Origin of the sequence: Spiroplasma endosymbiont of Tricholauxania praeusta, assembly GCF_964019535.1 — a bacterium.
Classification (GTDB): Bacteria; Bacillota_I; Bacilli_A; order Mycoplasmatales; family VBWQ01; genus Spiroplasma_E; species Spiroplasma_E ixodetis_A.
This window is the reverse complement of the sequence record NZ_OZ026450.1, coordinates 19,049-41,155: the sequence shown is the minus strand read 5'-3', so window position 1 is coordinate 41,155 and position 22,107 is coordinate 19,049. Positions and strand designations below refer to the sequence as shown.

At 22.3% G+C, this 22,107-nt stretch carries 18 protein-coding genes; 8 read left to right on the top strand and 10 right to left on the bottom strand.

Translation table 4 applies throughout. The features are described from left to right. Nucleotides 1–2: 2 nt before the first annotated feature. The 7 genes from AACK96_RS00170 to AACK96_RS00140 are packed head-to-tail and all read left to right on the top strand — an operon-like array spanning nucleotide 3 to nucleotide 8,581. A complete protein-coding gene (locus AACK96_RS00170) occupies nucleotides 3–380 on the top strand; it encodes a hypothetical protein (protein ID WP_338973404.1) in 378 nt (125 codons plus the stop codon). Between the two features lie 18 nt (nucleotides 381–398). Continuing rightward, nucleotides 399–1,580 (top strand): hypothetical protein, encoded by a 1,182-nt coding sequence (locus tag AACK96_RS00165; RefSeq protein WP_338973401.1) that lies wholly within the window; start codon nucleotides 399–401, stop codon nucleotides 1,578–1,580. Between the two features lie 14 nt (nucleotides 1,581–1,594). Further along, nucleotides 1,595–3,313: a hypothetical protein gene (locus tag AACK96_RS00160; RefSeq protein ID WP_338973398.1), complete on the top strand. Its 1,719-nt coding sequence runs from the start codon at nucleotides 1,595–1,597 to the stop codon at nucleotides 3,311–3,313. 3 nt (nucleotides 3,314–3,316) lie between these two features. Next, nucleotides 3,317–5,203 carry a hypothetical protein gene (locus AACK96_RS00155; RefSeq protein WP_338973395.1) on the top strand — a complete coding sequence of 629 codons (1,887 nt, stop codon included), beginning with the start codon at nucleotides 3,317–3,319 and terminating at the stop codon, nucleotides 5,201–5,203. Nucleotides 5,204–5,207: 4 nt separating this feature from the next. After that, nucleotides 5,208–5,330: a hypothetical protein gene (locus AACK96_RS00150; RefSeq protein ID WP_338973392.1), complete on the top strand. Its 123-nt coding sequence runs from the start codon at nucleotides 5,208–5,210 to the stop codon at nucleotides 5,328–5,330. Between the two features lie 16 nt (nucleotides 5,331–5,346). Further along, on the top strand, nucleotides 5,347–6,588 hold the full coding sequence (locus AACK96_RS00145; protein WP_338973389.1) for a hypothetical protein: 1,242 nt from the start codon (nucleotides 5,347–5,349) through the stop codon (nucleotides 6,586–6,588). Then, nucleotides 6,539–8,581 carry a hypothetical protein gene (locus tag AACK96_RS00140; RefSeq protein WP_338973388.1) on the top strand — a complete coding sequence of 681 codons (2,043 nt, stop codon included), beginning with the start codon at nucleotides 6,539–6,541 and terminating at the stop codon, nucleotides 8,579–8,581. The genes AACK96_RS00145 and AACK96_RS00140 overlap by 50 nt, the downstream gene beginning before the upstream one ends. Here the strand turns inward: AACK96_RS00140 and AACK96_RS00135 are convergent, their stop codons facing one another. Next, a complete protein-coding gene (locus tag AACK96_RS00135) occupies nucleotides 8,582–8,863 on the bottom strand; it encodes a hypothetical protein (protein WP_338973386.1) in 282 nt (93 codons plus the stop codon). 150 nt (nucleotides 8,864–9,013) lie between these two features. Continuing rightward, entirely contained in the window at nucleotides 9,014–10,720 is a 1,707-nt protein-coding gene (locus AACK96_RS00130; protein ID WP_338973384.1) for a hypothetical protein, read from the bottom strand. A 64-nt stretch (nucleotides 10,721–10,784) separates the two neighbouring features. On the opposite strand from AACK96_RS00130, the gene AACK96_RS00125 reads away from it, so the two are divergent. Then, nucleotides 10,785–11,945: an Mbov_0401 family ICE element transposase-like protein gene (locus tag AACK96_RS00125; RefSeq protein ID WP_338973382.1), complete on the top strand. Its 1,161-nt coding sequence runs from the start codon at nucleotides 10,785–10,787 to the stop codon at nucleotides 11,943–11,945. Between the two features lie 491 nt (nucleotides 11,946–12,436). Here AACK96_RS00125 and AACK96_RS00120 read toward each other — a convergent pair whose 3' ends face one another. The 8 genes from AACK96_RS00120 to AACK96_RS00085 all read right to left on the bottom strand — a co-directional run bounded on the left by AACK96_RS00120 (nucleotide 12,437) and on the right by AACK96_RS00085 (nucleotide 21,975). Beyond that, nucleotides 12,437–12,613 carry an ankyrin repeat domain-containing protein gene (locus AACK96_RS00120; RefSeq protein WP_338974365.1) on the bottom strand — a complete coding sequence of 59 codons (177 nt, stop codon included), beginning with the start codon at nucleotides 12,611–12,613 and terminating at the stop codon, nucleotides 12,437–12,439. Between the two features lie 104 nt (nucleotides 12,614–12,717). After that, nucleotides 12,718–14,955 (bottom strand): hypothetical protein, encoded by a 2,238-nt coding sequence (locus tag AACK96_RS00115; RefSeq protein ID WP_338974364.1) that lies wholly within the window; start codon nucleotides 14,953–14,955, stop codon nucleotides 12,718–12,720. 221 nt (nucleotides 14,956–15,176) lie between these two features. Next, nucleotides 15,177–16,796 (bottom strand): lysine--tRNA ligase, encoded by a 1,620-nt coding sequence (locus AACK96_RS00110; RefSeq protein WP_338974363.1) that lies wholly within the window; start codon nucleotides 16,794–16,796, stop codon nucleotides 15,177–15,179. 239 nt (nucleotides 16,797–17,035) lie between these two features. Next, the gene (locus tag AACK96_RS00105) at nucleotides 17,036–17,221 is read right to left on the bottom strand and encodes a hypothetical protein (RefSeq protein ID WP_338974362.1); all 186 of its coding nucleotides are present in this window, start codon (nucleotides 17,219–17,221) and stop codon (nucleotides 17,036–17,038) included. Beyond that, nucleotides 17,194–17,346 carry a GNAT family N-acetyltransferase gene (locus AACK96_RS00100; RefSeq protein WP_338974361.1) on the bottom strand — a complete coding sequence of 51 codons (153 nt, stop codon included), beginning with the start codon at nucleotides 17,344–17,346 and terminating at the stop codon, nucleotides 17,194–17,196. Before AACK96_RS00100 ends, AACK96_RS00105 begins: the two co-directional genes overlap by 28 nt. Continuing rightward, complete coding sequence (locus AACK96_RS00095) at nucleotides 17,324–17,566, bottom strand: GNAT family N-acetyltransferase (protein WP_338974360.1); 243 nt, start codon at nucleotides 17,564–17,566, stop codon at nucleotides 17,324–17,326. The genes AACK96_RS00100 and AACK96_RS00095 overlap by 23 nt, the downstream gene beginning before the upstream one ends. Nucleotides 17,567–17,631: 65 nt before the next feature. Beyond that, entirely contained in the window at nucleotides 17,632–18,645 is a 1,014-nt protein-coding gene (locus AACK96_RS00090; RefSeq protein ID WP_338974359.1) for an ABC transporter ATP-binding protein, read from the bottom strand. Between the two features lie 96 nt (nucleotides 18,646–18,741). Beyond that, nucleotides 18,742–21,975: an ABC transporter permease gene (locus AACK96_RS00085; RefSeq protein ID WP_338974358.1), complete on the bottom strand. Its 3,234-nt coding sequence runs from the start codon at nucleotides 21,973–21,975 to the stop codon at nucleotides 18,742–18,744. Nucleotides 21,976–22,107: the final 132 nt, after the last annotated feature.

Below are 22,107 nucleotides of genomic sequence, written 5' to 3'. Positions count from 1 at the left end.
AAATGTTAGAAAATGAAAATAATGTTCAACAAACAACTGAACCTTTAACTGAAAATAATGCTTCTTCACAAGAAATAGAAAATAAAGTTAATGAAGCAGAAAATAAGTTAAATAAACTTAATCAAGAAATTAAAGAAAAAGAAATGATTAATATATTTAAAAAATATCAAGTTAAAACGGAATTTTATGAGTTTTTAAAATTTAAAACAAGTAATATAGAAAATTCAAAAATTGAAGAAAGTATTAAAAAAATGATTAAAGAACAACCAGTATTTAAAGAAACAATTAATACAGGTGGCAAACCACAAACAATAATAACAAATCAACAAAATTCAATAAAAAGTACATTATTGGATTATAAAAAAAATAATAATTTATAACAGAAAGGAAATCAAAAAATGGCAATACAATTCAATAAAAATTTAGATAATACCGAAAAATTAGTAGAAGCACCAGAGTTTATAGAATTTTATAAACAATCAAATTCACCATGAGCAAGTTTTTTTCCTATCGAAATAGTTAATTCAACCAAAATTGAATTTATAGTTAAAAAACCAAAAAATTCAGAAATTAAAGTATTAAAATGAAATGATAAAAGTAAAGGATTAGATGTTAGTTATGCTGAAACTATTAAAATTTTAAAAGAAATTAAAGAAGAAGCAGTTGCAGGTGAAATAATTGCTAATGTTGATTTAAATGCTGAAAATGGACAAAATTTATTAAATACAATGCAATATGAAGTTGCTAATGACTTAGCAGATTATTTAGCAAATAATGATACAAATGTAATTGCAAAATATGCAACTAAAGTAGATATTACTGATAAATCACCAGTAGGATACTTAAAATCAATGTTAGATGCTTGAAATACTTTATTTCAATTAAGAAATAGTAATAATTGTCGTTTTTTTATTACTAATAATCTTTATGATAATATTGTTTATTTAGCTAATAATAAAGGTTTAATTACTGATAATCAGATTGCACAACAATTAAGATTAAATGGAAATGATTTATATATTAAAGGTGTACTATGTCAAATTGTAATGGATGATTATATGACATTTACTGATAATAATGAAACTAAAATTATGTCTTTTGTTTTAGCAACACCAAGAGCAATGAAAAGATATATGTTACAAAATACAGTTGTATATGTTCAAGATATTGCTGATGGTAAAGTTGGAAGAAGATATTTAGTTGGTGGAGAAGTAACTGGTGAATCAATACCCTATATAACAGATGAAGAAACAACTTCACGCTGAATGTTATGTGCAATTGTTAATAATGATAAAAATGATTTAAAAACTAAGATTACAAGTTTAACAACTGATATTACTGCAAATGTTAATAACAATAATAGTGAATTAAATACACAAATAAAAAGTACTAATGAACTTAAATCATTAAATCCAAATTTAACAAATCCAACTATTAAATATTTTAGTGATGCACAAGGAAAAACTAATGTAAGTAATCAAAAACAAAAAGCGGGTGACTTATATATAACTATTACTGCAAATGTTAATGATTTAAATTATAAAGGAACAACAAATCCAATTAAAATAACTCTTAAATAAAGGAAATTAATATCATGCCAATTGGTACAACTAGTACAGCAATACTTTTAAACATAAATAAACCAAAACATACTAGAACAAGTAACCAACAAGAAAATAAAAGTTTTTGATGAGAAATTTTAGAAATGATTGGTGTACAAGTTATAGCAGTAGCACTTGCTCCTTTTACTGGTGGATTAAGTGAAAGTGTAGCCCTTGGATTAGGTGCAAGTGATTTAGTTGCTAGTATTAGTGCTGTTGGTGTAGAGTTTTTAACTGATTTTACTATTAATCAAGTTTATGATTATTTAAAAGGAAATGTAACAAAATTAAATACTTTCTTTAATATACTTCCTGCATTTGCTGGACTTAATAAAATTAGTCGTGGTTATCGTACAAGTAAATTTATTAAACTAGCACAAAAAACTAAAACATTAGAACAAGTGGGAATTAAAGAAGCAAAAAATTTACAAGAAATTATTAGTCAAGTAAGTGGAAAAGAAATTTTAACAGATAAAATTATTGGTAATAAACGTTATTTAATGAATTATATTTTTACTCCTAATCGTGAAACAGTATTACGAGATTTAGGTTATGTTGCTGAAAGACAATATAAAAATAATTTTCAAAAATTAGAAGCACAAGAGTTAAAAGATTACTTATTATTACAAAATACATTAATAAAACTAAGTCCACAATTAACTCCTAAATTTAAAATTAAAGATATTGAAAAAGCAAATAACTTTTTAAAAAAATTTAATACTGATTTAAAAAAAGTATTATCTATGAATCAGCATGATTGATTAAATTTAGTTCATACAATACATACAGAAAATAGATATGGAAAAACTTTAATTTTAGATTTACAAAAAATTCGTGCTAATTCTATTAAATTTAATTTTAAAAATAATATTATTCATCAACTTGTTTTAAAAGCAAATCAAACTTTTAAATATTTTGATATTAGATTTTATTTAAAAAAAGGTTTAAATAAATTTTGAAAAGATACACCATATTTTGAAAAAATAAGAGAAAGTATATATAAATTACAAGAAAAATTTGAAAAGTTAGAAAAACAAGCATTTGAAAAAATTAATAAATTAAAAGAAAAAGCAACTGATTTATTTACTAGTGCAGAAAAAAGAGCAATTAAACATGCACAATTAATTCCATTAAATTCACCAGTATTTATGGGTTGTAAAATTCAACCTTTGTCATTAGATAAATGTGCAATTACTATTTATCATCGCAATCCTAAATATAAACCAATTACAGTTGTTGATAGTATTCTTAAAGCAAAAACTTTTGTTACTCAAATACATCCATTCCATTGATATCGTTGATATAGTGGTTGATACATTGGTTATGGTGTTAATCGTAATAAATGATTAAAAGCAATAGCATTTGCTCCACCAGTTTTACAACAAGTAATTAGAGATAGTTTTAAAGTATATAGAGAAATATTTAGAATAATAAGAACTTATCATAAAGTAGTAAATGTTATTAATAATCCTATTGAAAATATTAACAAATCATTTAAAAATGTTGGTTTAAAATTTAGTGTTAATACTTTATTTGGTACTGGATTATTACATCATTTAGAAAAATTTGCATATAGTCAAGTTGTAACAAAAAGTAAGAAAAAATTAAAAAAAGGTAAAAATAAAATACAAAAAGAAATTGAACATATAACACATAAAAAAACAAAAAAACATACTCATCATTATAAACAAGCATTTTTTAAGGAATGATAAATTATGATTAATAAACTTTGAACTGATGTTAGTCTTGAAAATTATAATAACTGATATCCATTAACTGGAAAAATTACAGAAACACCACAGCAATATATACAAACATGACCTAATGTTAATGATTGATTTAAAACTTTTGCTATTCGTGCTCAAAATGATATTAATGCTTATCTTGATTTTATTTTATCTAAATTTCCTTTTGATAGTTTTAAAGATGAATTAATTAAAGAAACATTAAGAGATATGGTTTATGTTATGGTTGAACATTGAGTATTTAATCGTACACCAATTGAATTTAATGTTGATGCTACTATTCAATTTAATAATGGTATTCAATTTAGTGCAAATAGTACTCCTACAATTAATGTTTGAGATTTAGCACCTAGTAGAATGAAAATATGAGCAAGATTAACAGAATTAAAACAAATATTTTCAAGTTATAATGATGATGAAATAGATGTTGAAAAAATTGACTTAAAAGCATTTTATACTAGAAATCAAATTGATAAATTAATTAAAGAACAAAAAGAATTTACATTATCAAAACAAATGAAATTGTATGATGATTTAGTTGATGATAATGAAAATGAAATATATAGAGGTCCTGTTACAAAATTTATAAATAAAGGTTATGTTGCAACAGATTATGATAAAGAATCTGAAACAATGATTTTAGATTGACCTGATGAAATTGGTACATTACCACCCGAAGCATTACAAAATAATCCACAAATTGGTGATTATACACATGCACCAACTTGTGATTTTTCTGCTAAACAACAAAAACGAATTACTACTAATGAAAATGAAATTACAAAATTAAATACTGAATTAATTAAAGCAAACGAAAATATTAATGATGTTAAAAATAATTGATTTAATATCGAAACTAGTCCCCTATGAAAAAAAGTTGAAAATAATAATATAGAAACATTTAAATGATATTTTATTAAAATCAGTTATCAATATTCAACAGAAAATGACTTTATGAAATTTTATAAAGTAATTAAAATTTATTTAAATAATGTTTTTAATGAATTTGAATTATTAAATGTTGATTCCATGACTTATAATGAACAAATCTCAAATAAAAATATTTTAAATATTGGAACTATTTACTATGACAATAGAAATAAAAAATTTAGGGGTGGAGGTAATTCTTATCCTGAACGTGGAAAAATTAATTTAATTGGTGATATAAAAGAAATATATCAATATCAAGGAATAGATACGCCAACTGAATTTATAGCAGAAGAAAGTACTGAACGTGATTATTATACAAAAATAGAAACTAATAATTTATTAGATAAAAAGCAAAATAAATTAACTACTGGCGAAAATATTAAAATTGATGAAGTAACTAATACTATTAGTGCTATTGGTGGTAAAACTGATTTATCTGATTATTATAAAAAAGAAGAAGTAGATAAAAAAATAGAAGATAAAATGGATAAAGACCATTTTAAATATGTTTTTTCTATCAATACTATTAGTACTGAAATTCCTAATTTAGAAACTACTGATAAAACTATTGCCGGTGCTATTAATGAATTAAAAGATATTCCTCCAACACCAAGTCCAAGTCGTTCAAATTGAAAAGAAGTAGGAACAAGAGAAAAAAATAAATGAGATAATTGACAAATTACTTATGATTTTATAGTTAATAAACATTATAGAGTTTATTATTCTTGAAGTATATATAATCCAGTTTATACTATACAAGAATTTATTATAACTGATAAAAAAATTGATGGTGTACAAATACAAACCTTTAATGATAGTGCTAATATAGTAATTTTATCAGTTCAACATGCAAAATTGATTACTATTTATAGCGGAAAAGGTAATTTAAAAGGTAATGTATGAAAATTAGAAGAATTACAGGAATAATATTATGTTTTTTAAAATTATAAAAATTATTTTAGGTTTAATTGGAGTACTATTATCTTCTGCAACTGCTGGTTTAATTATATTTATTATTGTAAAAATTGTATTAAAAATTAATCAAATATTTTAGAAAGGTGGTGAATATTATGTTAAGTTTATTTAAAAGAAAAGATAAAACAAATACTAGTGATAATCAAAATGAAAAAGTAAAATTTTTAACTAATAAAAATAAAAGTACACATGCTTCTATTTTAAATTATTTTGGTTTTAATGATTTTAACCATGAAACTTATTTTACTGATTTTGTAGCAGAAAATAATGCTAATTTATATAATGCTCCATTAGATATTAATAATGAAACTATTAAAAAATACTTAATTCAGCAAGAATTTTATAGAAAAAATTGAAATTCTATTTTTAAATTAAGCAAATTAGGAATTAGTGGTTATTTAATTTTTATTGCTAATGATGATTTATATTTTCAAGTAATAGATATTCAACAAAGAGTTTATGATATTACCGGTAAATTAATTCAATGTACTATTTTTTATGATAGTTATCAACAAAATGCACAAAATGTAAGATTATTTGAAATTTATACATTAAATAATGAACAAGTAACTATTAATCGTGCAATTTATAGTATTAGTGATAATAAAAAACAATTTCCATTAGATTTTAAATCATTCATTAATAATCCAAATTTAGAGCAAGAACAAACACTAAATATTAATTATATACCAATAGCAATTATGCGAAATAAAGCAAATGAATTAGCAGATTGTGATAAAGTAATGGATAAAATTAAAGCATTAGATGTTATTTATGAACAAATTGTTTTAGATACTATTTTAAACTCACCTAAATTTATTTTTAATCAAACTTATGGGAATGTTCAATCAGCATTAGAACAAACAGTAAGAACTTTGGTTACTAAAAACTACATATTTAAAAGTGGTGGAGATAATAACGAACAAAATGAAAATATTAATATGACAAATAGTAATTTTAAAGGTAAAAATTTAACTGATATATACGATTGAAATGTTAATGAAATATTTAAACGTTGTGGTATTCATATACCAAGTCAAAAGAAATCTGCACAACAATCAGTTCCCGAAAGTACAGCAGTAAATATTTCAACTATTAACTATATTGAACAAAAATTATGACAATTTAATATTGATATTCTTAAATTTATTCAAATATTAGTACGTTTAGATAAAGACTTATTAAATAGTAAAACATTTAATATTAATGATGAACAAGAAATTAATAATTTAACAGTGAGATTAAAATTATTTAATCCCGAAAATAACCAATTAATAGGAGAAAACAATGGAAAACAACAACAAACCACAAACGAAATTTCCACAGAAACAAACTAAACTTAATCAAGCAGAAGTAGAAAATGATTATTTAATTGATAATATTCCTTATGACTTTACTAATATGATGAGAGCAACTAGTGACCCCGATATTAATAGAGCATACGATGAATTTAAAAAAAGAACAATTTATATTTATGAAATTGAACGTTTATTTAAAAATAATGAAAATAATACTTTAAAATTTTCAGCAAATACTATTAAAATCGGATTTATTGATATTGAAAAAGTATTAAAAACTACTGCTGTTGAAACATCTGATTTTACTATGCAATTAAATCAAAGAGCAAGTACAAATATTAATGATAATACAATTGAATATAGTATGACTGATATTAAAAATTTAATTTTTCAAGAAATAAATTTATTAAATCAATTTAAGTTATATGCTGTTTCTATTAATGAACCTTTAACTGAAAATAATATTGATAATTTATATATTATTAATAATTATTCACAGCCTTATCAAAATCCAAAAACAAGAAGTACTAAAAGTATTACTATTATTAAAATTAAAGATTTTAAAACAAGAGATGGTTATCCAATTATTATTAAATTACAAAAACCATTAGATAAAGATACCAAAGTTACTGGTTTAAAAATTAAAGCCCCTAGAAGCATGATTTTTGGCAATATAAAGGTACTTGGTGAAGTTGACAATATGGAAGTATACCCTAAGTTATTTGTTAAAGATAAGATAGCATTTCCCTTATTATCAATGCCTATTGAAACTCAACCAAAAGTTAGAATTTTACAACAATGATTTAGTGAACAAATATTACCTTGAAATTTAGCAAAACAATTTATTGGACAAGAAAAATCAGTTTTAGATTTAATTGCTATTGGTGGTGGAACTGAAACAAGAAAAGAAATTATTAATAATGCAAAAATAACATATGCAAAAATTGGTAAATATGATGGACCATCCCCAATACCGAAAAAATTAGCTGATTTTGAAATGAAAAAGAATGAACAATATTTATTATATAGTCATCAAGAACCAAACCCACCATATCCAAGTAGAAATATTGTTATTGAATTATCACAGAACTTTAATGATATTGAAATTGAAATAAATGATAAACCACCCATTGACAGTCTACAACAACTATTATTAGATATGCTAAGTTATACATATAATTATAATAGGAATTTTGATGGTGCAACATATGATGATAAAGGTGTTCCAGACAATGAAATTGCAAAGTTAAGAGCAAAATTTGAAGGACAAAAACCAGAAGAAGTAATAACTAATTTATTTAAACAATGAAAATTGGATTATCCAAATTATATAAATTTACCACAAGTTCATATTTTTAAGAAACTAGTAATTATGTTATCAAATAATATTTATTCAATTATGTCAATTAATAAAGGTTTAAATGATGATAATAAAATTTTGTTACCCTATTATTTTGAATTAAAATCGAGTCCAATAAAACCTACTGGTAAAGATATTTGAAGATTTAAAGATACCAAAGTTATATTAAAATCTGAGTATTTTGATTTTACAGATATGAATAACATTAAACTAAGAAATAATGATATTAGTCAAAATGAATTATTTAAATTAGACGATAATCAATTTAATTGATTATCTATAACCAATGAACTAGAAACTAATAATATACCTTCATTAATTCCATCAGATTGAACATTAGCAAATGGCGAATATGGAAAATATTTTACAAAATTAATCATTAGTAATAATAAAATTGAAAATGCTTTAAATTTATATGGTTCAAATAAATCTCAATTATTTTCTAAATTGGAATTTTATAAAGAAATATCACAAATTGATAATAATAGTGAATTTGAATTACAAATCGAAAATCCGATTAATAATCTAAATCGGATTGAAATTAGTGGTGTTTTTGGTTCCGGAAATTATGATTTTATTTTAATAACAGATAAACAAGAAATTGATTTAAAAAATATTAATTTATTCGATAAATATAATGAAAATATTTCTTATATTAACTTAGAAATTTAATTATTCAAAATAATTATTTGTGTAAGTACCATCTCATTTTACATCTTCATCATGATGTTTAATTTTTGAAAAATACAATCTAGTTTTATCAGGGCTATATCATTTATTTCATCAAATTGTAGTTGTACCTAATACTTTTTCTCCATTTGGTTTTAAATAGTAATTTTCCATTTTATTGGTAAGCACCCCCCCCATGATTAATCCTATTGTTCCAGTTGTTGCACCAGTTAGTGCTAATGCTAATGTTATTTTACTTAAATTTGTTTTTATTCATGTTTTCATATTAAATTACTCCTTTTTTCCTTAATTTTACTTTTAAATTGTACTATTTTTGATTATTTTTACAAGTATGCTTTTAAATGCAAAATAACGCCTAAATTAAAGGCGTTTATTTTATAATACCTATACTATTAATTATATTGAAATTGTTTATTATATAGCAAATGTGAAGATACTTTTTTTCACAGTAGCATTATTTTTACCCCTAATTACATTTTTATATGGATACAGTGCATAAAACAGAGCATCATAAGGGTCTTGATACATATTTTTGTCAGGAATATTAGTTTTTGTTTCATCATAACGTAATTCTTCTAAACATTGAGTTGTTTTTGGTAAATCATCTTTATTTGCGTAAAAGTTTCCATAACTCATAATATTTCTCATTCAAACTACTCTATTAGTTAATCCGGCTTCTTGATTTAAATTTGAAGCATGTTTAATAGCAGTTTGTGTTATTAAAATAGTATTGTATTCATCAATTAATTTTTGATTTAATCAATCCATTGCTGTTCTTGCTTTATCATCATAAAAATAAATTGCTTGTTCAAAATTTTCAAAATTATCCATTAATCCTAAAATTTCATTAACATAAGCATTAATTTTTTCATTTTCATTTATAAAGTCATTTGGTGTAACTACTAATTCACAAATAATATAAGCATCATAATAACCAGTATTATTATATTCTTTAAAACCAACTACCATAAATACAGTATGGTCTTTTGGTCCCGTAGCTCAATCAATACCAACACTATAAAAATCAAATTTATACATTTCTTTTTCTTGATTATAAAATTGTTTTAAATCATATGATTGTCAATATTTTACTGTTTTTTGAAATGGGAAAATTGTTGCATCACTATCTAAAAATTCAAAACCATAATAAACAGTATTATATTCATCTTCATTACTTTTTTTCATTTCTAATAATTTTCTTTTTTGGATATCCGGTAACTTATCTCAAAATGGTTTAATAGTGAATCTTAAAACAAATAAACCTAAACCACTAAACATGTCTTTATTTTCATAATAAACTTTGCCAATTTTTTTAAGATTTTCCATTACTTCATTATTTAATGGTAAAAATGGCGTACAGTATTTTAAATAAAATGGATGATATTTATCATAAGGATTGCATGTAAAAGTCATAAAAAAGTTTTTATAAAAATAACGAGTAATCTTTTTTCCAAAAGTAGGGCTATATATATTTTTATCAATAAAAGTTCAATTTCATTCTTTAATTGGTTCATTTGACACTTTAATTCTGTTACTTCTAAACATAGATATTTCTAATCGCTCATAGCGATATGTTAATTCTTTATCAGTAAGTGTTTCTTTTTCTTCTGCCATGATTATTTCATCTGTTCTTGAACCTAAAAAACTTGACCCACCTGCTTCTTTTCCAAAAATTTTATTACCATTAGCATAACCAATAAAATCAATTTGTTGATTACTTGGAAAGATAATACATCCCCCATCCTTAGTAATTTTTCATTTAATGCCATGTGGATTATTAGGTAATAAATTAATATTATATGTATCTAATAAAACTTGACAAACATTCATTAAAGCACCAATTGTAGTTTCACTATGAGTATTTTCATATCTTCTTACTTCTTGGACACTACTATCACTAAAATTACAACATATAAATAAATCAAATGCTAAACAGTTTCAAGTTTTTCTTGTTCCACGTGCTGTTGGTATAAAACGATAAAAACAATTAGTAGTAAAATATTCTGCTCATTCATCACCAACAAATGCTTTAAAAATATCTCAACTAAAACTATAATTATTATCACTAAAATTAAGATTATATTTTTTATTCAGTTGTGCATAACTACTAATAAAAGCCATATTTTACTCCTTATTAACATATATAAGTTAAAATTAAATTATTTAAAAGAAAGGAACATTAAAAATGTTAACACTACCATTTCCTAATCTTTTTGATTGAGACAAACACGATTTTAATCAAGATGAATTAAGTTTAAAACAAACAGAAGAATTATTTAAAAAAATAGATGATTATTTATGAAGTACATGTGATAAATCTAAATATAAATCATATAGATTTAGACAACGAAAACTAAAAGCAAAAAAAGGTTTATTAACTTATAAACGACGTATTTGTACTTATTATAACATAGAAAAACAAAAAACTGAATATGCATCCTTATTAGATAACTATCTTGGTGTTAAAAAATATAGTAAACTTGCACCTAACGTTATTAAACAAATTTTAAAATATTTTGCTGATGGTAAAAAGTATCGTGATGTTTGTGATACTTTTATTGAAGATTTAATAAGTAATAGTACAGTTTGTAGAACATATCAAAAATTTGAATTACCAAAAGCAAATATTCCCAAAATACCATTACAACCAAATCAAAATTTATATGTAAATATTGATGATGGTCATCGAAAATTTAAGTTTAATGAAAAACACAATACTAAAAATTGTAAAAAATGTTCGATGAGATTAATAGTAATGTGTACTGGTAAAAAGAAAAATGGAAAATTAATTAATAAAAGAGCTGTATGTAAAATAAGAGTATCAAAAACAGAAATTGGTGCTGAAAAAACCGCAAAATTAATAGAAAAATATGGTAATTTATTTTTTGAAAACTTTGACCAAGCAAATTTAATAGTTTGTGGAGACAGTGCAAAATGAATTAGAAAAACTGCTACCATTTTAAATGCCAAATTTATTTTAGATAAATTTCATGCTTTTCATGTTTTATTTCTTGGTATCATGGCTGGAAGAAGAAAAAATCAAATTGCTAAATTACACTATCAAAATGCAATAAATTTATTTGCCAAAGGTGAATATTATGAATTAATTGATTTTTTACAATCATTAACTTTACAATATAAAAAAATAAAAGTTGGTTATTTTATTAATGCAAAAGATGGTGTATTAAACCAAGCACTAGTTGAAAATATTGGTTGCTTTACTGAAACTAATATTAAACAAATTTTAAAGCATATGATTGGTGATAGAACTTATAACATTGATATGTATACAAAAATGGTTAATTTTAAATGTTATCAAATAAATACAGCCATCCAGTTATTATAAATTAAAACTTAAATTTAAAAAATAACTAAAAATAAAATAAAACTTATTAACGTAAAGTTTAATAAGAATTTTTGAGTTATAAAAGTAAGTATTATTGTTGACTAATATTTTCTAAGTGTTAAGATTAACATACAATTGCATATTGAAGTCAAAATTATTCTCGTCTAACTTTATAATTTTAAGACAAATTTGAATATTATTGACAACATCGGTATGCTCCCTAATATTTTAATAAAATTATTATTATCATAAAAGGAATTAAATTTTTATCGTTGATAATTGCTTTTGGAAATCTATTTCATCTTTAAAAAATCAGATTTATTAATTTTTTATTGAAATTTCATTGCTTCTTCATATGTTGGTAATTTATCTTCATTTTGTTCTAAAATTTCTTCATTTAAAATATCGTTAGTATTTTGCATTAAAAAAATTAAAGACTTACAAATGATTATTTCAAGCGACTAACATTAAAGCATTATGCCCATATTCATTTACTTGATAAAAATTTCATTATTATCTATTAAATACTTGACTATCTCTAAATCATTATTTTTGATAGATAACATCAAAATAGTGAAACCATCTTTAATTACATAATTTATACTAACACCATTCCTAACTAATAATTTAACTTTTTCTAAGTTATTATTCATAATGACTTGTATCATTTTCTCATTTTTCTTATTAAGAAGTACTCTTTTTTTCCTAATGTACTTTTTTTTCTCTTTCTGTAAATTAAACTTGATACAATAATAAATTTAATCTTATTGGTTTAAATTGTATTTAATATTTCTGCTTTTGTTTCCAAAGGTAATTGAGATTCTATTAAGCCCATATTCTCTCATTTTTGTTTGCTTGCATTTTTTGATTCTTCTGATAAAGGTTGCTGTAACTCTGGAATTTTAGTACTTATTAATTTTCATACTTCATTTAAAGATGTTAAGTTCATTTCTTCTTCATTTAATTTATTTTTAATATTTTGTTCTTCTTTTTTTGAATTTTTTTTATTTAAATTATTTTTTAAATTATCACAATTTTCAGTAGTTTTTTTAATTTCCATTGCAAAAAAATCTGTAATATTTTCCAATTTTGTTGTAGATAAATCTTTTACTTCATCTTCATGTAATTCCTTTATTGAAATTATTTTTTTTTCTAAATTATTTATTTGAAATTCTAGTTTTTCAATGGTTTTATTTTGTTCTTCAATTTTTTGATCTTGTCAACTAGGTTTCTCATTTTCTTGATTTATTTCGGTTTGGATTTCAATACTTACTAGTTTTGATTGATTAATTGTTCTTAAAGACTCCTGAATTTTTTCCTTTTTTTCTCTAATTGCATTTTCTATTATTTCTTTTTCTTTTAATTTAAAATTAATTTCTAAAGTTGTGAAATCATCTTTAAATTCATTTTCTATTATTTCTTTTTTTTCTCTTATGTTTTCTAAATTATTTTGAATGTTAAAATTTTCATTAAATTTTTTAATACTGTCAGCATTTTCATCTCAATAATTTTCAATAATCTTAATAAATTCTATATTTTCTAATTTATTAACTTCTTTTAAGAAATCAATAAATATTTTTTGATCTTTACTAATATTTTTAATTCATTTTTCTTTTATTTTTTTAAGTTCAAACATCATCGTATGTTTATTTTGCTTAAAAAAATTCTCAATTTTATTAATTTTATCCTCAATTTTTTTTATTTTTTTATCATTAATCCCTAACTCAGTATTATGTCTTGTAATATTATATTGTAACTCCGCAATACAATCATTCTTTTTCTTAATATCACTATTCTTTTTTTTAATCACTACATCTATTTCTTTTAAATATTGTTTTTTTCCTTTTTTATCATCTGAAATATTTGGAATAAATATTTGATTTTCAGTATTATTTTTATTTTCTTCTAAATCTTGCAAGTAAGTAATTTTTTTAATTTTTATATTTTTCTTTCGTTTTTCTAAATTTTCAATTTGTTTTCTTTTTTCTGCTATCTCTTTCTGAAGCATTCTATTTTTTTCTATTGTTTCTTGTTTTTTATTTTCAAGATCTTCTATATTTTCTTTCACTTTATCTTTAGTTTTAATAGTTTCTTTTTGTTCACTTTTTAATTCTTTTTCTCGATCATTATATTTTTCAAATATATCATTGTATATTCTTTCTTCATTTTTAATAATTTTTTTAATATATCGGTTAAATATGTCATCTATTAATTCAAAGAAAAATACAAAATTTTTATCAAATTTACTTTTTAAATCTTTATCTTCATTTAAAATTAATTTATATTCATCTCCACTTTTCATTCTAAATGCTCAAAAAGATAAAATTAATTGAGTCATAACTTCTTCTTTAAAAAGATTTTCAAAAATTTTATCTTTTTTATTTTTTAATTCCTCATTTTTTTGATATAGTCTATCAATTTCTTTATCAATTTTTATTCTTAATTCTCGTGTTTTTTTTAAAAACTCTTTTTTATTTTCAAAAATATTTAAATTTATTGTTTTTAAAAAAATAATATCATTACTTATTGTTTCACTTAAAAAATTAAACAGATTAAAATAATCTGTGATTTCAGTAAACTCAGTACTATTTTGACTACCCTTATTAATTTTATTTTGTTCAATTAATGTTTTATTTTTCTCCAAGAATAATATTTTTTCATTTTGTTCTTTAATTTTACTATCAAGTTCTATTAAAAAATAATCTAATTGTCTAATTAATTTTAAATTTTCTTTTTTTTCTCAAAAATAAGAAAAAAAATTATATTTTAAATCATTTCTTAACTCTTTAATTAATTTATCTAAATCAGTTTTTTTATTTTCTTTTAATTGAGTTAATGGTGCTGACGTACTTGGGTTTTCAAAATCAGTATCTTCTGAATTAGAAAAAAAATTATCTTTTTCATTGCATTCTTTAAAAAAATTCTTAAAAGTTTCAACAACTTCGTCTAAATTTTCATCAGTTAAAGGATTATTTTTAAATTTTTTTATTAATTCATTAAATCAAGGCATAAATCTTATTCTCCTAAATTTTATTTATAAAAATAAAAAACCAATTGTTTTTAAATAAAACAATGGGTTTGAAAACTTATATTTTTCAATCTTTTGTGTTAATAACAATAAAACGTTCCTTATTCTAAAGAACTATCTTTATTATAACTAATTAATTTATCTTTTTTTAAAAAAAATAAATTTTTATTATATGTTTATATAATAAAAATTTATCACAAAAATTATTTTTCAGTTCTAGGTTTCATATGCGGAAATAATAATACATCTTTAATACTATTTTGGCCAGTTATTAACATGACCAAACGATCAATACCAATTCCCAATCCACCTGTTGGTGGCATACCATACTCCAATGCTTCAACAAAGTCTAAATCCATAGTTGCTGCTTCATCATTACCGCTATTTTTTTCTTTTACTTGCTCTTCAAAACGATTATATTGTTGCAAAGAATCATTTAGTTCCGAATAAGCATTTGCATATTCTCTACCAGCAATAAATAATTCAAAACGATCAGTAAACTCTTTACTATTTTTATTTAATTTAGCAAGTGGTGAAATTTCAATTGGATAATCAAAAATAAAAGTAGGTTGAATTAAAGTTTCCTCAACAAAAGATTCAAAAAATAAATTAATAATATGACCAGTACTATTATAATGATCTGGAATATGAAGTTTATAACTTTTTGCAAGTTTTAATATAAGTTTAAATGTTTTATTCTTTTCAATATTTCTAATATTATCATCTTCAATATTATGATATTTTAAAATCATATCACTAATTTCTTGGAAAATTTTAGTAAACTCTTCATCTTTTATCATAACTTTTTTAATTGAATCAATCATACTAATTTTTGTTCATGATTTTTGAAAATTTAATATATTTTCATCATATTCTAATGTTAATTTATTATGCACTGTATTAATTAAATGTTTTATACAAGACTCTGTTAAATCCATCATATATTTCATATCTTGATAAGCAACATAAATTTCAATAGTTGTAAATTCTGGATTATGTTTTTTACTCATACCTTCATTACGAAATAATCTACCAATTTCATAAACTTTTTCAAAACCACCAACTATTAATCTTTTTAAATGTAATTCAGTAGCAATCCGTAAATATAAATCGGTTTTTAATGTATTATGATGAGTAATAAAAGGCTTAGCGGCAGCACCACCATATACTTCTTGTAAAATAGGTGTTTCAACTTCTAAATAACCTTTATTATTTAAAAAATTTCTTAATTCATTAATAATTTGTGTACGTTGTAAAAATGTTTTTTTAGTTTCTTGATTCATAATTAAATCTACATATCTTCGTCGATAACGTTCTTCAATATCTGTTAAACCATGAAATTTATCTGGTAAAGGTCTAAGTGCTTTTGATAACATTACAATATCATAGATTTGAACTGTTAGTTCTCCTTTATTGGTTTTCATAACCTTACCTTTAATACCAAAAAAATCGCCTAAATCTGCATATTCTGCAAATCATTCAAATTTTTTTTGATTAACATATTCTGGTTTTAAATAAATTTGAAATTTACCTGTTTGATCTTGCAAATGAGCAAAAATTGAACCCTTTCCCATTTCTCTTTTTGTCATTAATCTACCCGCCATTTTAATTTGATCATTAGGTAAATTAGCAACAAATTTTGCTAACTCTTCTTTATTTTTATTTCTAAATTCACTATTTAAAGTTTCACAATTATAATTTCTTTCTCAATTACGTCCATAAATATCATAATTTTGTTTATATAAATCTTGTATTTTTTGATATCTTAATGCTTCTTGCTCTGTCAAAATACGTCCATTAATTTCAAATTTAGTTTCTTTCATTGTTTTCATCCTTTGTATTTAAAATAAGTATTTAAAATAAAAAAATTAAATTAAATAAGATTGTTTAGGTTTATACATAATGATATCAATTTTCAATACCAAATTCTACTGTCAACAATTAATTTTAAATTTTATAATACAACCCTTATATTTATAATAAGGGTTAAAGTTTAATTTAAATATTTCTACTAATAGATATCTATAAAAATTAGAGACAATTTATTAATCATTTTTACCTTCTAAATATTAATTTTGTATAAAACATGTTTTGCTAAAATATCACTTTTATTTATTTTTGTATGATAAAATTCTTTTATTTTTTTCATATCTATTCGTTTCATTACATTTTCTGATTTAATATTTAATATACTAGTAAAACTATAAATTTCAGTGAATTTTAAATTTTTTTTGCATATTTTAAACATTCTTTAACTGCTTCTGTTGCTATTCCTTGACCTCAAACACTTTTTTTAAAACGCCAACCAATTTCAATACATGGTCTAAAATCATCAATAAAATCAACTTCGCTAAAGCCAATAAAAAAAACCAATAAATTTATTGTCTTTTTTAAATTCAACAGTATAAAAACCAAATTCACTATTATTTAAATTATTTTTAATTTTTGAAAAATATTTTTCTGTATCATCTTTTGATAATGTACTAGGAAAATATTTCATGATATCTTTATCAGAATTTAATAAAACAAGTTCATCTAAATCACTATCTTCTCAATATCTAATTTTTAATCTAGGGGTTTCAAAAAATATCATATTTTTACTCCTTTGTTATGATATTTTTTCTATTAACAATTTGTTAGTTTATTTAATTAATAATATTAACTTCAATTTATTTCACTTGGTTTCATTGGTTTTTCATTATTCTTTACACTAATAATTTTACCATTTTTAACGTTAATAACAGTATTTGCAACATATTGGAAGTTAGGATTATGAGTAACCATAATAATTGATGTTTTATATTCTCGATTAACATCCAATAAAATCTCTAATACCTTACGCCCCATTTCCTCATCAAGTGCTCCTGTTGGCTCATCACAAAATAAAATTGTCGGATTTTTTGCTAGTGCTCTACCAATCGATACTCTTTGTTGTTGTCCACCTGATAATTGACTTGGAAATTTATTCATATGTTCATCCATTTCAATAACTTGAAAAATATCATCAATACTCATATTTTTATTTTTAGCAAGATTTTCGCCAACTTCAGCATTTTCACGAGCAGTTAAGTTAGTTAATAAATTGTATTGTTGAAAAATAAAACCAACATTATCTCGTCTAAATTTAGTTAAATGACTATCTTTTAATAAAGATAAATTGTATCCCGCCACAAAAACATCACCAGTATTAGGTTTATCCAATCCCGAAATAATATTTAATAATGTTGTCTTACCGCTTCCCGATGGTCCTAAAATAACAACAAAATCACCTAATTTAATTTTTAAATTAACTCCTTTTAATACTTCATATTCTAAGTCTCCAGTTAAGTAAGATTTTTTAATATCAAATAATTCAATAACATTAGTTTGAGTATCAGGAGTATTATTAGTCATTGATATAATTTTACCTGCTAAAATTTCTTTTGAATGAGTTTTTGTTAATTTTTTAATTGCTTTTTGATTATCTTTAAAAGCTTGCAATTTGGCTTTATTAGCTTCTATTTCTTCCTTTGATTCTGGTTTATCATGAGATTTATGGGTTACTGGTGGTATTGCGTCTTCATTTTTAGATACTGACTTCTTTGTAAAAGTAGATTCTAACTTATTTTTAGTTACTTGTTTACTTCCAATGTCTTTATCATCTTTTTTAATCTCCTTATTATCTTTTTTCATAATCATTTCTCCTTTTTAATTCCATGCTTTTATAAATAACACACTCATTTTATCAATTACTTTACCTTATTTATATAGAAATGCTTAAAAAATATTTTAACTTCCTTGTAATAAAGCTGTTACTGGTTTGTATTTAATTAAATATAACCCAACAGCATAGCCAATAACCATTATTAAAAGTACCATTCCAAAGCAAGATAAAATTGTAACTAGATTAGCAGCCACATTAAAAACAACGCCTGCTTTAGTTGCAATAATTAAAGTAATAATATTTCACACAACATAAGAAATAATAGTACCTAAAATAAAAGCAACCAATAAAGCAATAATATAGGAGCCAATAATCAATCTGTTAATTTCATTTACACGATAACCCAAAGATTTCATCATTGCAATAATTAATAAATTATTATCTAAAATCATATTAACGATAATTACTAATACAAAAGCTACAGCAAATAATGTTAAAATTTTTGTAATATTTATAATTGTTCTAATTCCATCAAATATTTCAACTAATAATCTTTTAACTAAATCATTAATAAAAGGTATTTTATTAATAGGTTCTAAATTTTTTGCTAATATTTGTTCTTTAGTATATTCTGCAGATGGTTGCAAAATATTTATATAATTTAATGGAAAAATATTACTCTCTTTAGATAATCAATGATTAAAAGAATCTGATATTGGTTTTGGATCTTCTGACGGGGAAGGTTTTATTAATCCAATAGATGTTCGTAAATCATCAAGATTAATATAAACATTCGAATTGTCTAAATTATTTTCAATAATTCCTTTAACTTGATAAATTACTGGAATTGTATAATTATATCAACTTGCTAACATTAAAAAGTGATCATCAATTTTATAATCATTTAAAATTGATAATGTTTTTGAAATAACTGCTGGTAAAATATAAGCTGTAGTTGTTATATTTTGTCCTTGATTATCAGTATAAGTAACTTTTTGTGTTTGTAAATTATGAGAATTATTAAAAATAGGATCAATATCACGATTTTTTGCTTCTTTAAAGAAGAATCAATTTTTTCAAACTAAATCTTGATATGGATCATTATAAAGTCCTGTTACTTTAATTTTTTTTGCGAGCATGCGACCTTGATTATGTTCTTTTCATTCATTAGGAGGTCTTAAATTTATTTTAATAGTTGGATAATACTTATTATTATAAATATTTAAACCTAAACTAATACCAGGCAACGGGTTTATTTCTGGATTAATACCTATATTTGTTGAAATATAATTAAATATTTGATGAATATTTTGACAAATAATTTCCATTAATAGTTCAGGTATTATCTTTTTTGGATTAATAAAATCTTCACAATCAGATTTGGTCTTAGTTTTTTGATAAAGGATATTAATTTCTTCACTATTCATAAAATAATTTTTAAAGTTATTATTAATAATAATACTTTCAATTTTTTTAGCTTTATTATCATTATCAATATGAAAATCATCAGCTATTCATTGATGATATTTATTAGTACCAGTTTCTTTATCTTTCGCAATATCTTTTTCTGAAACTCAATCAAAAACATGCTTATCAATTTTTAAATCAGAATCATTACTATATGTATACATTGATGAAGTTGATGTATTTCATTTAACATCTTTATTGTAATATCCATATAAATTATTTATTTTATTATCAAATAAATCAGTAGCTGAACTTTGAAATAGTAATAAAAAACTAACAAAAATAAAAGTAAAAAATACTAAAAATAGTTTTCCAACCGATTTTAGAGTAAAAGCAATTGCCAAACGTTGTTTAAATGGTCAATAACGAAAGGGGTATTTTAAAACTGAAATTAGTTTAGAACTTGAATTACTTGGTCTATCATAAATTAATAATAATGGACTAACGCGTAATTTTGTTTCCGATTGCATATAACTAATTACTATAAAAATAATAGGAATAATTATTAAACTTACAATAAATACTATCCAACTAAAAAATAGTATTGGTAATGGCATAAAAAAACCAATTTTATTTAATGAATTAAATCATATTTGTAACCCTACACCAATACCTAAACCAATAATACTAGAAATGAATGTTATCAAAAATATTAAAATTACAAAACTAATAGCAATTTGAAAATTACTATAACCAAGAGCTTTTAATAATCCTATCTGTGGTTTTTGTAAATCAATTTCTTTTCTAACATATGACATAATGATAAAAATAATAATTAATAATACTACAAGAGTAATTGCTGTAAACATTATATTTTCCATTTTAAAACTCTCTAGAATTTGTCCTGATCGAATATCTTCGCTATCACTACTAATAATTGAACCAAAACTAAAACTAAAAGTTTTAATTAAAAGTTCTTCTAACTTACTAACAAAATAGTTATCGTTATTTTTAACTTTTAATAAAAATATATTATTTAAATTAGTTCTAAATGTAGAATCTTTTATTAAATTATTAAACCATTGATTTGACATATAAATAGGACTTGTATTTTCAGATGTCGGATTAGGATTTGTTGCAGTACGACTACCAGTAATTCCCCAATAAGCATAACCAAAACCAACAACTTTCAACTTTTCAACTTTATCAATAACTGTTATATAATCATTTAATTTAATATTACTAATACGTGCAAATTCAGGATTGATTACTATTTCTAATGGATTAATAGGTTTAATACCTTCGGAAATATAAACTTCATTAATATTATTTCTTTTTGGAGTAAAATCAAAAGATTCACTTTTTTCTGAAGTATAAAATCCATTTTCTAATGAATAATAAATTTTTTTAAAAGAACTAACGTTTTCATAATCAAAAGTTTTAAAAAATGATTTAGCAAGTTCATAATGTTGTAAATTATAAATTTCATCATCTTTAACTTCGTTTTCTAAAATATCATTAAATAATATTCCTTGATAACTTAATCCTCAGTTTAACAAATAATTTTCAAAATCTTTATTAATATCTACTCCCGAAGAAAGGGTAGGAAAACTATTATTTCTAAGATTATTTTCTTTAATTTCATCTATCTGTTTATAAATTTCTACTTTTTGTTGATAATCATAATCTTTAAATTGTTTTTTGATAATTGTTTGGATTCTTGATGTTGCAGTAGCAGTATCTTTATAATTATTTAATAATTGTAAATTAATACGATAGTCATATTTACCACTATTGTTTAATACTGTATAAAAACCTGATTCAGCTCTTGACGCTGTACTATAAAGTGCAGAAAGAGTAGAAATTACAATAACTAATAGTATTATAATACCTAAATATTGTAATAATCTTTTCTTGATTCCTCTTAAAACATTAACAAAAAGATTGCTCATTATAACTCCAATATTCTTATACAACTTAAAAAATGCTAATAGTATAATTTTATCATAATAAAATAATGCTAATTATATTTGAACTATATTAAAAAATAAAAATTTTAATATTATTATTAAATTCTAAACTTA